The organism is Bariatricus sp. HCP28S3_D3, from assembly GCF_052065755.1.
In the GTDB taxonomy this organism is placed as follows: Bacteria; Bacillota; Clostridia; order Lachnospirales; family Lachnospiraceae; genus Allocoprococcus.
The window spans coordinates 18,413-31,253 of record NZ_JBQHTK010000015.1 but is presented as its reverse complement, the minus strand read 5'-3'; the positions used below and the strand labels follow the sequence as shown (position 1 = coordinate 31,253).

Here is a 12,841-nt window from a genome sequence, read left to right as displayed (position 1 = left end):
TATTCTAATACATCATTCGTAAATATACAAGGGAATTTATGCTTTAAATTATGAACATTGCATAACCTTGCTCATATTTTTGTAAATTATGCATAGAATCTTTACGAAATCTTAAGAAAAAATTTCTCCCCATTTTTAGGGTTTTGGTGTATAGTGGTTAGTATATGAACAAGCGGATTTACGGTTCTGCCGAGTCGAACTTGATATTTACACGAAGAGAAAGAATACTGGACAGACGAAATGGAGCGAGGTTATATGAGAAAACGATGGAATAGTTTAGCTGTGATCTTGTGCGTATCTTTGTTTGTAATGGGATGCAGTGAACAGGCGCAGAATACTGGAAATGACAGCAATACTGCTACGAATAAGACAGAAGTGCAGACCAATGAAAAGCAGAGCAATCTGGATGTATTGCAGCCGATGGCTTATGGAAATGTACAGGGGCTTACGCTTGAGAAGGGAACAAGCATTTCCATTATTGGAAGAGGCAGTTCATCTGCTTATTGGACAGAAATCAAGGCAGGAGCTCAGAGAGCCATTGATGATATGAACAGTATGTTGGGATATAAGGGTGATGATAAAGTCAAGCTGACGTATTCTGCACCGGCGATGGAAGATGATGTGGATGACCAGGTAAATATTCTGGATGAAGAACTGGCACGCTATCCGTCAGCAATAGGAATTGCGGCAGTTGACTCTGGGGCCTGTGAAGTACAGTTTGATCTGGCGGCTGAAAATGGAATTCCGGTAGTAGCATTTGATTCGGGGACAGATTATCAGGATATCGTATGTATGATCGATACAAATAACATGGAAGCAGCGGCCATGGCGGCGAATAAGCTTTGCGATATGATTGATAATGAGGGCGAAGTAATTGCTGTGATGCATGATAACAAATCAACCTCAGCAAAAGAGAGAGAAGAAGGATTCCAAAATACGATTCAGCAGAAGCATTCGAATGTGCAGGTGGTAGAAAAGTATCACCTGGATGATCTGGAAGATTTACAGAAGCAGATTGAACTGGAACAAAAAGAAGAAGATAAGACAGAGGACAATGGCAGCAGCGAGCCGGAGAAAGATGGTGAAGACAGTGATACTCCGGACGTGGACGAGGCTGCTGCAAGTATGACTCAGGAAGATGCAGTGAAGTATATATTGGAAAAACACCCGGATGTGAAGGGAATCTATACAACGAATGAAACGACGGCAAAACTGGTACTCAGTGTTCTGGAGGAGTTGGATGGAAATGATGTCAAAGTGGTCAGCTTTGATGGCGGAAAGGAACAGCTGGAGCGTCTGGAAGAAGGTTCATTGGATGGCTTGATTGTTCAGAATCCATACGGAATCGGTTACGCTACAGTCGTAGCCTGCGCACGCGCGATCCTCAGTCAGGGCAATGAAGCAGAAGTGAATGCAGGATTCACCTGGGTGACAAGAGATAATATGGACAGCGAAGCAATTCAGAAAATGATGTATTAACAATCAGAGAATCAGTCAGACATGATTAGCTATAGGAAAACCCGCCGTATCAAGACTCAGCGAGAAGCTGGATCGGGATACGGCGGGTTTCTTTATCCTCTCTGCAAAGAGAAAATAAATTCAGTTCCAACGCCTTCTGTACTGATCACGTTGATGTTTTCATTGTGAGCCTGGATGATTTCTTTTACGATGGAAAGACCAAGTCCGGTTCCTTTTTTGTCTTTCCCCCGTGAAGCGTCTGTTTTATAGAAACGTTCCCATATCTTATTCAGACTGGATCTGGGAATGCCGATTCCGTTATCTTTTACAGAAACGAACACTTTTTCTCCGCGCTCAGTGGTTTCGACGGTAATCGAGGAATCCGTGCCGCTGAACTTAATTGCATTGTCCAGAAGGTTGTAGAGTACCTGTTGGATTTTGCGTTTGTCAGCATAAACATGCAGTTTGCGAGAAGCAAACAGAAGCTCAATCGTAATTTTCTTTGCCGTGCAGGTTCCTTCGAAGGATTCGGCTGTGTTTCGTATGACTTCATGAATATCGAAAGATGTCTTATCCAGAAGAAGGTCTTTGGTGTCAAATTCGTTCAAGGTGAGCAAATCTCGGGTAAGATCTGTCAGACGTTCCGTTTCGAACAGAATGATCTTCAAGTATTTATCCTGCATTTCCGGAGGGATTGTGCCATCGGCCATGGCTTCCACGTAACCTTTGATGGAAGTCAGAGGGGAACGGAAATCGTGTGAGACATTCGCCACAAATTTTTTCTGGTAATCTTCCATATCTTTTAGTTGAGAAGACATGTAATTCAGGGAAGCGGACAGGTAGCCCATTTCATCCTGAGTATCAACCGGAATCACGACGTCCAGATTGCCGGAAGCATATTGCTTGGCGGCATCCGTGATTTTACAGAGCGGACGGTAGATGAAAAAATGTATTCCCATAAAAATCATGAAAGACAACAAATATACAACTAAAACTATAATTGCGGTGTTCCGGGTAATGATGGAACGACTTTGATCTATGTCGCGATAAGGCTTATGGATCAGCAGATACCCCTTGGTAGAAAATTTCTGTGTTACAGGTGCGATCACAGTGATCATTTTCTGATCAAAATATCCGTGATAATCACCAATCAGATACTGACTGCTTCCCGCTTCAGCCGGATCAAAATCCTCAATGTAAGAAGGAATATAGGAAGCATTTTCGCTTTTGGCAGATGCGATCATGTTTCCTTCTTTGTCAACAAACCAGATCGTTGAATCCAGATAAGAGCGCATTCCGTTCAGCTGTGTGTAGACATCCGCGGTAGAAATCTGTTCCGAAAAATATCTTGGAAGATAGTCGGAGGTGACCAGATTCGCCTCCTGATATAAATTTCCCGATATCTCACGTTCCAGATAACTGGAAGTCAGTGTCGATGAAAGTGCACTTACCGTAAAAAGACTCAAAAATCCGAAAATAGCATATAAAAGCACAAATTTCATGTAGAGAGTACTTTTCATTCTTTCACCTCGAATTTATAGCCTATGCCCCAGACCGTGCTCAGTCTCCAGGACGGATGGTCCTTTATCTTTTCACGAAGACGTTTGATGTGTACGTCGACCGTGCGGGTATCTCCGATGTATTCATATCCCCAAATCTGATCCAGAAGCTGTTCCCTGGTAAATACCTGATTGGGAGAAGAAGCAAGAAAATACAGAAGTTCCAGCTCCTTCGGCGGCATGTCAACATTTACACCGTCCACCATGACGGAATAGTTGGTAAGATTGATCACGATGCCGGGGTATTCCACACATTTTCCACGGTCCGGAATATTTTGTTCCGATTTTGCAGGGTGATAACGTCTTAAAACAGCTTTGATACGTGCGACCAGCTCTTTGGAATCAAAGGGTTTGAGTACGTAATCATCAGCTCCGAGTTCCAGACCGAGTACTTTATCGAAAACCTCCCCTTTTGCAGAGAGCATGATGATCGGAGTGCTGGATTTGCTGCGGATTTCACGACATACCTGATAGCCGTCAATTCCCGGAAGCATGAGATCCAGAAGAACTAAGTTCGGATGGTAGCTGTCAAACGCAGTCAGAGCATCTTCACCATCGTGTACCATCATTGTGTCAAAGCATTCCTTCGTCAGGTAGAGAGAAATCAGCTCTGCAATATTTTCATCATCATCTACAATTAAAATTTTCTGTTTTGTTACCATGATTTATGTCCTTTCAATGAGATAGCATACCTGTGGTTTACTGTTCGCACAGTCTTATTTGAATTCTACAATCGTTACACCGGCATCTCCCTCGCCAAATGCTCCGAGACGGAAGGATTTGACATGCTTTTGACGGCGCAGATATTGATGGATGCCATTGCGCAGTGCACCGGTTCCCTTTCCGTGTACAATGCGGACCGGGCTTAAATGGGCAAGATACGCATCATCCAGGTATTTGTCGAGTTCGGCAACGGCTTCATCCACCGTTTTACCGAGAAGATTAATCTCGGAACTGATGTGCATGGATTTGTTCATTTTCATTTTGCCGCTGGAAGTACGCCGCATCTGCTTTGCGGTAATTGTCAGTGGTTCTTCAATGATTTCAAGGTCCGACATGGATACCTGGGAGCGCAAGATTCCCATCTGTACGAAAAGATTACCTTTTGCGTCAGGAAGGGAGCTCACTGTTCCGGTAAGATTCATACTGAGTACCTTGACGGAATCTCCGAGGTGGAAATCAGAAGCCTTGTGCTCCTTTTTCGGTTTTGCCGGTTCGATACGGGAAGAATTCTGTGTCTTTGCCAGTTGTTTACGGATGCGTTCCCGTTCTTTCTCCATCTCGGCAGCAGACACATTTTCCTTGCCGAATTTGCGGAAATTTTTCATAGTCTCATCGGCAAAATCCTTCGCTTCTCTTACAATAGCGCTTGCTTTTTCGTTGGCTTCCCGGAGAATCTTGTCGCGCTGTGCGTCCAGTTTATCCTGCTTGATCTTCATTTCGGATTTCATGCGTTCCATCTCCCGACGGTAGGAAGCAACTTCATCCCGCTCTTTTTCAATGGTTTTGCGGCTTGCCTCCAGATCGGTCAGCAGATCCTCAAAGGATTCGTCCTCCTCACTCAGACGGCTTTTGGCATCCTGAATGATGTAAGAGGGGAGTCCGAGCTTCTCAGAAATTGCAAACGCGTTACTCTTTCCGGGAATTCCGATCAGTAGATGGTAGGTGGGACTTAAGGTTTCAACATCGAACTCGCAGCAGGCATTTTCCACGCCCGGTGTCGAGAGTGCAAATACCTTCAGTTCGCTGTAGTGTGTGGTAGCCATGGTGCGAATTCCCCGATTATGCAGATAAGACAAAATTGCAATGGCAAGTGCAGCACCTTCTGTCGGATCTGTTCCTGCGCCAAGCTCATCGAAAAGTACCAGCGAATCTTCATCTACGTGTTTCAAGAACGATACGATGTTCGTCATGTGGGAAGAAAACGTACTCAGAGACTGTTCGATGCTCTGCTCATCCCCAATATCCGCGAAAACCTGCCGGAATACAGAAAGTTCTGAACGGTCAAGTGCCGGAATGTGAAGTCCGGCCTGCCCCATCAGAGTAAACAGCCCAACCGTTTTCAAAGAAACCGTCTTGCCGCCGGTATTTGGTCCTGTGACGATGAGCAGATCAAAAGTATCTCCTAACGTAACACTGATCGGCACAACTTTTTTCTTGTCAAGAAGAGGATGTCGACCCTCACGGATTCGGATTCGCCCTTTTGTATTAAAAGTGGGACGACTTGCGTTCATATCCAGTGCCAGAGCACCTTTTGCAAAAATCATATCCAGTTCGGTCATGACGCGGTAATCGGTGCGGATCTCTTCGGTATATTCAGCCACATCCGCACTGATCCGGGCGAGAATGACCTGAATTTCCTCCTGTTCCTGGGCATAAAGCTCCTTCAAATCGTTATTCAATTTTACAACCGCCATTGGTTCGATGAACAAAGTAGAGCCGGTAGAGGATTGATCGTGGATCATGCCCTGTACCTGACTGCGGTACTCTGCTTTCACCGGAAGGCAATACCGGTCACCACGCATCGTGATGATGGCATCCTGCAAATAGGAACGAAGTGAGCCGTTTAACAGTCCGTTTAATGTGGAATGGATTTTGTCATTCATTCCAGAAATGCTGCGGCGTATCTGCTTCAGCTTTGAACTGGCATCATCGCTGATTTCGTCTTCGCTGATAATACAACGATCAATTTCGGCGCAGACCGGGGCAAGCGGAGAAATCTGTTCAAAGTATGCATCCAGGCAATCCGCGCATTCTTCCACAGTATCGTGTTTGCCGTAAACCTTTGCCCGTGCTGCCACTTTCAGAAGCTTTCCGATTCGAAGAAGTTCCGCTGCATTTAACGCACTGCCGATTTCCAGTCGTTTCAGGGAATCGGTCACAGCATAGCATCCGCTGAAAGAAAGATGACCTTTCTTGATGATTCGGGTAAATGCCGCGGCAGTCTGTTCCTGGGCGGTTTCAATCGCTCCGATGTCAGTCATCGGTTTCAGCTTCTGACAGGCCTGTTTTCCTCCCGGGGAGGAAGCATGTTCTGTGAGCATATTAATGATTTTATCAAATTCAAGTTTATATAAAGTTTTCTTATTCATAATTACACCTCATATTTTATCTGTTTCTATTCTACAGTATTTATATTGGAAATGAAAGTGAAAAGGATAAATTTATTATCATTGAACATTGAAGCAGAATCATGTATACTACTAAAGAGAGCATTGAACGAAACGCTTTGAATTGAAGGAGAAATAACATGTTCAAAAAGCGGGATGAAGATCAGAAAGTGCAAGAATCTATGTCACAGAATCCGGAAGCGTCCGATCATGAAGAAGAGGAACATTATTCTTTTCTTCAGGAGACGTTTAAAGATGAACAGATGACTGGGGAAAAGCTAAGAAATATAATCTGTAAAACAGCAGGCAAAGGCTTGATATTCGGTCTTACTGCCTGTCTGGCATTTTGTGCGGCAAGACCGTGGGCAGAAGTTATTTTTTCAGGAAAAAGCGGCACCGTTTCGATTCCCGAAGATACGGATGAAGATGTGACGGAGAAGGATCCGACGGGGGAAGGAGAAGGAGACGTACAGCAGGAAGAAGCGGTTACATATCCTGCCCTGACGGTCGATAATTACCGGGAAATGAGCCGGGCACTCTATCAGGTGGCTTCTCAGGCAAACAAATGTGTCGTGGAGGTCAGTGCAGTAAAGAATGAGGATAACTGGGAAAATATTGTCTATGATGATGTGAACAGTGTTTCCGGCACCATTGTATGGGAGAATGCACTGGAAATCATAATTCTGGCACCTGCGAGAATCATGAAGGATGCCCAAAGCCTGAATGTGACATTTTCAGACGGTGTAACGTATCCGGCATCACTAAAGAAACAGGATCGAAATCTGGGAATGGCAGTATTCTCTGTTGAACGAAGGCTGCTTTCCAGTTCGACAGCAGGGCAGATTGTCGCGGCAACGCTTGGAAACTCCAACATTGTAGGAAAAGGAGACCCTGTAATTGCACTTGGCAAACAATTTGGATACGCGGGAGGTACCGGATATGGCATTATCAGTTCTGTGAAAAACCGGGTGGCCGTGGCGGACGGTGAGTACAGGCTGCTTACGACTGATATAGCGGCAGCTCCGGGAGGAAGCGGAGTTTTGTTTAATACGAATGGGGAAGTTATCGGGATTATCGATCAGAAGATTACCGATAATGAAAGCATGAATCTGGTTACTGCTTATGCGGTTTCTGATTTGAAACAGTATATAGAACAGCTCTCCAATGGGAAAGCAATTCCATATCTGGGAGTAAAGGGAGTAGAGGTACCTGACAGTGTTGCAGAGACGGATGGAATTCCGGAAGGCATTTACGTGAAGGAAGTCGAAGCAGATTCTCCGGCAATGAAAGCAGGAATTCAGAGCGGAGATGTGATCGTGGAGCTGAATAAGAATCAGATATCGACGGTCTCCGGATACGGAAAGCGTCTGATGGAATGCGAAGTCGGGCAGCAGATCAAGGTGAAGGGAAAGCGCCAGGGAGCTTCCGGATATGTGGATGTAGAATTTACTGTCACAGTAGGAAGCAAAGAATAAGATTGCCATAAGAATATGGCACCGGATGGGTCCGGAAAGTTTAAAGAAGTTAGAAAGAGGATAGACATGAGATACATCAATACATTACACGAAGGCGAGACAATTAGAACAATTTATCTTTGCAAAGGAAAAAGAAGCGCAGAGACGAGAAATGGGAAACCATACGATAATCTGATGCTGCAGGATAAGACGGGAACTCTGGATGGAAAGATCTGGGACCCGAATTCCAACGGGATTGCAGATTATGATGAGAAAGACTTTGTGGAAGTGTTTGGTGATGTGATCAGTTATAATGGAAATCTGCAGCTGAATATCAAACAGCTCCGAGTTGCAGGAGAAGGAGAATATAATCCGGTCGATTATATGCCGACCAGTGACAAGAGCGTGGATGGAATGTACGAAGAATTGATGCGCTACGGTGCACAGGTTAAGAATCCATATTTACAGCAGATCATTCAGTATTATTTTGTTAAAGATGAAGCATTTATCAAGAGATTTAAAGGCCATTCAGCAGCAAAGACAGTACATCATGGCTTTGCAGGAGGTCTTTTGGAACATACACTCAGCGTTGTGAAAATGTGTGAATACATGGCTGGGGCGTATTCCATTTTAAGTAAAGATCTGCTTTATACGGCAGCTATGTGCCATGATATCGGAAAGACTCGGGAACTTTCTCCTTTCCCTGATAATGACTATACAGATGACGGTCAGCTTCTGGGACACATTGTGATCGGTGTGGAGATGATCGATGATGCGATTCGCGAAATACCGGATTTCCCGAAAAGACTGGCAAGCGAACTGAAGCACTGCATTATCGCACACCACGGCGAGCTGGAATACGGATCTCCGAAAAAACCGGCACTTGCAGAAGCGGTGGCACTTAATTTCGCAGACTGCACAGATGCAAAGATGCAGACACTGACCGAGATTTTTAAAGATAAGAATACAACAGACTGGCTGGGATATAACAAACTGTTTGAATCGAACCTGAGAAAGTCCAGCATTTAACAAGAAGCAGAAGGGACGGAAGAAATATCTTTCGTCCTTTATAGATTGGATGAAGGAGAACATCATGTTAAAGAAAAATGATATGGCAGTTGTGACAATTTCGGATATGGGAGTGGATGGCGAAGGAATCGGAAAAGTAGATGGATATACACTTTTTGTAAAAGATGCCGTAATCGGAGATGTTGTAAATGTAAAAGTGATGAAAGCAAAAAAACAGTACGGTTACGCCCGCCTGATGGAAATCGTGGAGCCGTCTCCATACCGCACAGAACCGGTTTGTCCGGTCGCAAGACAGTGCGGCGGCTGTCAGATTCAAAGCCTTTCCTACGAAAAACAGTTGGAATTCAAGAAAAATAAAGTAAGAGGAAACCTGATCAGAATCGGTGGATTTGAAGAAAAACTGATCGATCGGATCATGGAGCCGATCGCGGGAATGGAAGAACCATTTCACTATCGCAATAAAGCCCAGTACCCGATTGGAAAAGACAAAGAAGGAAACTTGATTGCCGGATTTTATGCAGGACGCACCCATCAGATTATTTCCAATCACGATTGCGCACTTGGAGTTCCGATCAATCGTGTGATTCTGGAAAAAGTGCTGGCATTTATGAAAGAAAACCATATCAGCGCTTACGAGGAGACTACCGGAAAGGGGCTTGTGCGCCATGTGCTGATCCGGTTTGGATTTATCACGAAAGAAATCATGGTCTGCCTTGTAATTAATGGAACGAAGCTTCCATGCGCTGAAAAACTGACCGAATCCCTGGCTCAAATCCCGGGAATGACCAGCATTACCTATAACATTAATTGTGAGAATACAAATGTAATTATGGGAAATGAAATTCGTTTACTATGGGGACAGGAATATATCACAGATTATATCGGAGATGTAAAATACCAGATTTCCCCGCTTTCTTTTTATCAGGTAAATCCGGTGCAGACGAACGTGCTGTATGGACAGGCGCTGGAATACGCCGGTCTCACCGGAAACGAGACAGTGTGGGACGTATACTGCGGGATTGGGACTATTTCGCTCTTCCTTGCACAGAAGGCGAAAAAAGTTTATGGTGTCGAAATCGTACCGCAGGCAATCGAGGATGCTAAGAGAAATGCCGAAATCAATGGAATTCAGAACGCAGAATTCTATGTCGGAAAAGCCGAAGAAGTCCTGCCGGATTATTATGCCGCGTATGCCAAAGAGCATCCGGGAGAAAATGCACACGCAGACGTAATCGTGGTGGATCCGCCGCGGAAAGGGTGCGAAGAGAGCGTGCTTTCGACCATGGTAAATATGGGACCGGACCGGATTGTGTATGTGAGCTGCGATTCTGCGACGCTGGCGAGGGATTTGAAATACCTGTGTGAGAATGGATATGGACTCGAGAAGGTGCGGGCGGTGGATATGTTTCCTATGACGGGGCATGTCGAGACCGTATGTTGTCTACATCGGGTGAATTCGTAGAAGTCCTTTGTTTTAGGCACTTTGCGAGATATATGAGTTTCGCACCTACAGGTAAACAGGGACGAAAAAAGCAGATTATGGACGGAATCGAGGTATCGGTAGTTCTGCATCTGGTATGAGTGGACACATGAAAAAGAAAATTTCATTTTTATTTGAATATCGTTAAAACAGTCAAAAGGACGCTTGTTTTTCAGAATTTCTGAGAGGTAAGAGTCCTTTTCTTTTATTCAGATTAAATGGAGGATAATTGAGATGACAAAGAAAAGAGTAATGTGTTCATCAAAGGATTACGAGTCGGGTGCAGGTATTGTCCTGGTAAAGGTTTCAGAACTTCATGATTTTAAAGACCATCCTTTTAAGGTGGAGCAAAATCAGGAATTGTTTGAATTACGCCAAAGCATGGAAAAGGAAGGGGTTTTGGTTCCGCTGTTAATCCGCCATAATACGGATGGTGACGGTTATGAAATTATCGCAGGACACAGAAGAAAGGCGGCAGCCATATGGGCAGGTATGGAAGAAGTGCCAGCCATTATCCGTGATTTGGACGATGACCAGTCAATCATTGCGATGGTAGACAGTAATCTCCAAAGAGAAAAAATTCTGCCGAGTGAAAAGGCATTTGCCTATAAGATGCGACTAGAAGCAATGAAACATCAAGGCAGAGTAGATGATATGACTTCGGACCCATTGGGACCGAAGTATATGGAAAACAATCGCAGCAATGAACAGCTTGCCCGGATGGTGTGGGAAAGTGTGACACAGATTAAAAGATATATCCGTCTGACAAAATTGATTCCAAAGATTTTGGATATGGTTGACCGGGAGCTGCTTGCAATTCGTTCAGCGGTGGAAATTTCCTTCCTGACGGAAGCAGAACAGTATGAACTTCATGCTGTGATGGAACTGGAACAGTGTGTCCCAAACATTTCGCAGGCGAACCGGTTAAAGCGGATGAGCCAACAAAAATGTCTTGATATGGATATGATTTACGAAATTTTGGAGGAAATCAAGCCGAACCAGAGGGAACAAATCAAAATCCCACTTGAGCGGATCGGAAAGTATTTCCCGGCAGATTATACGCCGGCTCAACAGGCAGACTTGATTGAAAAGTTACTCAAAGGGTGGGCGCAGAAGAATAGGAAAAGTAATGTGCATTAGGTATTATAGAGAAAGACTTTTTCCAATTTTTGGGAGAAAGTTAACGTCAGACGATGGTGACGCAATATATGATTACGAAATGGAGTGTGAAGAAGCTATGGAACTGAATTATAGGAATGTAAACGGATATTTGCTTCCAGAACTGGAGTATAAATCCGGAGAACAGATGACACAACTTGGAAAATATGGATTTCTCCGCAGAGATTATTTGAAAAATCATAAACGGGCGAAATATCAGGTAATGCTTTTACAGGACACAATAGGAGAACATCTTCTGGAGATTGACCAGGCGGCAAGGAAACGGGAAGAGATTATCCTGAGAGAGCTGGAAAAAAGTGATCCATTGGCAGAGAAAGGGGTTGACCAGATGGCTTGGGTAAGGGCTGCTAACAAACACAGAGCAATCGCAGAGGAAATCATTTTAGAAGAACTGATTTACGTTTAATGAAATAATAAATAAACAGAATAAATGAAGGAAAAGGCACAGGTCATGAAAATTGATTTGTGTCTTTTTTCATAAGGAGGTGAGGAGCTTGGCACAGATTTTTCGTGTGGAGAGAACTAAGAATTATACGGTAATGAGTAATCACCATTTCAAGAATAAGAATCTGACATTGAAAGCGAAAGGCTTATTGTCGCTGATGTTAAGCCTACCAGACGATTGGAATTATAACATGCAGGGACTGGCAACATTGAGCAGAGATGGAATTGATTCTGTTCGTTCCGCAATTAAGGAATTAGAGCATCATGGATATGTGGAACGTCACAGATTGCGTAACGAATATGGCTTTTATGGAGATGCCGAATATATTATCCGGGAAGTTCCATTAGGAGAAGAAAATGATTGAATGGAGATGAGAAGAGCCTAAAGGTGGATAGCCCAATTTGGGACAATCAGGTCATAGGAAATTCCTATCTCCAGATATCAGAAAACAGGAAAACCAGATATGGGTAATCCCATATTGGAAAATCCATCACTATTAATAATCCATATTATCAAATATGAATAATTAAAGAACCAGTAAATAAAATATCCATCTTATCAATTCACGTAAGTATTGATAGGATCGGATAAGAAAAGAAAGAACGAGGTATGATTATGAGAATGATGAAAAACGACAAAAATGAAACAATTATGGTGATTGGAATTGATCACGGTTATGGAAACATGCACTGAAGCGCAGCGAGAACAGCCTCGGGGAAACCACCTGTGCGGATATCAACGGCGACATGGCAGAAGATGGCATCACGCTGGCATATGACTACGAGGAAAACTGCTTTCGGGAAGAAGCTGAAAACGATGCCTACGTTCTGTACAGCGTGGGGTCCCGGAAGGTAAAGCTGGCGGCGGATTTCCTGTATGCCGATCATTCCTCGGTGGCAAATCCCGGAGACCCGGAGCCGGAATGGGCCAGAGGCGATGCTGCTGCCTTACCGGATTATATCGCAGGCAGAGAGCTGTATGGCAATAATTCCTACGCCCAGATTCGCGGCGGAGGACTTGCTGAGTTGAACATCGAGTAGGTGCCGTAAATAGAAAATGTGATTCAGGTCATCCCCGGAATATCATCTTCTGATCAGATGGTATTCCGGGGATTTTTGCGTTTTGGA

General features: G+C 44.2%; 11 protein-coding genes. 8 read left to right on the top strand and 3 right to left on the bottom strand.

Features of this window, described 5'->3' with window-relative positions; translation table 11 throughout:
- Positions 1-255: 255 nt before the first annotated feature.
- Entirely contained in the window at positions 256-1,479 is a 1,224-nt protein-coding gene (locus ACTNB3_RS10485; protein ID WP_427806868.1) for a substrate-binding domain-containing protein, read from the top strand.
- A 92-nt stretch (positions 1,480-1,571) separates the two neighbouring features.
- Here ACTNB3_RS10485 and ACTNB3_RS10480 read toward each other — a convergent pair whose 3' ends face one another.
- Genes ACTNB3_RS10480 through ACTNB3_RS10470 form a run of 3 tightly spaced genes read right to left on the bottom strand, consistent with a single transcriptional unit; the run spans position 1,572 to position 6,109 of the window.
- Positions 1,572-2,978, bottom strand: a complete 1,407-nt coding sequence (locus ACTNB3_RS10480) for a sensor histidine kinase (RefSeq protein WP_427819955.1) — start codon at positions 2,976-2,978, stop codon at positions 1,572-1,574.
- Positions 2,975-3,679, bottom strand: coding sequence for a response regulator (locus ACTNB3_RS10475; RefSeq protein WP_441025472.1), 705 nt, complete (start codon positions 3,677-3,679; stop codon positions 2,975-2,977). Before ACTNB3_RS10475 ends, ACTNB3_RS10480 begins: the two co-directional genes overlap by 4 nt.
- Before the next feature lie 54 nt (positions 3,680-3,733).
- Positions 3,734-6,109, bottom strand: coding sequence for an endonuclease MutS2 (locus ACTNB3_RS10470; RefSeq protein ID WP_427819956.1), 2,376 nt, complete (start codon positions 6,107-6,109; stop codon positions 3,734-3,736).
- 158 nt (positions 6,110-6,267) lie between these two features.
- On the opposite strand from ACTNB3_RS10470, the gene ACTNB3_RS10465 reads away from it, so the two are divergent.
- The 7 genes from ACTNB3_RS10465 to ACTNB3_RS10435 all read left to right on the top strand — a co-directional run bounded on the left by ACTNB3_RS10465 (position 6,268) and on the right by ACTNB3_RS10435 (position 12,754).
- Positions 6,268-7,602: a S1C family serine protease gene (locus ACTNB3_RS10465; RefSeq protein WP_441025469.1), complete on the top strand. Its 1,335-nt coding sequence runs from the start codon at positions 6,268-6,270 to the stop codon at positions 7,600-7,602.
- A 66-nt stretch (positions 7,603-7,668) separates the two neighbouring features.
- Complete coding sequence (locus ACTNB3_RS10460) at positions 7,669-8,610, top strand: 3'-5' exoribonuclease YhaM family protein (RefSeq protein ID WP_320856181.1); 942 nt, start codon at positions 7,669-7,671, stop codon at positions 8,608-8,610.
- A gap of 64 nt (positions 8,611-8,674) precedes the next feature.
- On the top strand, positions 8,675-10,072 hold the full coding sequence (rlmD, locus tag ACTNB3_RS10455; protein ID WP_441025466.1) for a 23S rRNA (uracil(1939)-C(5))-methyltransferase RlmD: 1,398 nt from the start codon (positions 8,675-8,677) through the stop codon (positions 10,070-10,072).
- A gap of 252 nt (positions 10,073-10,324) precedes the next feature.
- Positions 10,325-11,230 (top strand): ParB/RepB/Spo0J family partition protein, encoded by a 906-nt coding sequence (locus tag ACTNB3_RS10450; protein WP_441025463.1) that lies wholly within the window; start codon positions 10,325-10,327, stop codon positions 11,228-11,230.
- 97 nt (positions 11,231-11,327) lie between these two features.
- On the top strand, positions 11,328-11,675 hold the full coding sequence (locus ACTNB3_RS10445; protein WP_441025460.1) for a TnpV protein: 348 nt from the start codon (positions 11,328-11,330) through the stop codon (positions 11,673-11,675).
- Between the two features lie 88 nt (positions 11,676-11,763).
- A complete protein-coding gene (locus ACTNB3_RS10440) occupies positions 11,764-12,078 on the top strand; it encodes a helix-turn-helix domain-containing protein (RefSeq protein WP_441025457.1) in 315 nt (104 codons plus the stop codon).
- Between the two features lie 382 nt (positions 12,079-12,460).
- Positions 12,461-12,754, top strand: coding sequence for a hypothetical protein (locus tag ACTNB3_RS10435; protein WP_441025454.1), 294 nt, complete (start codon positions 12,461-12,463; stop codon positions 12,752-12,754).
- Positions 12,755-12,841 lie beyond the last annotated feature (87 nt).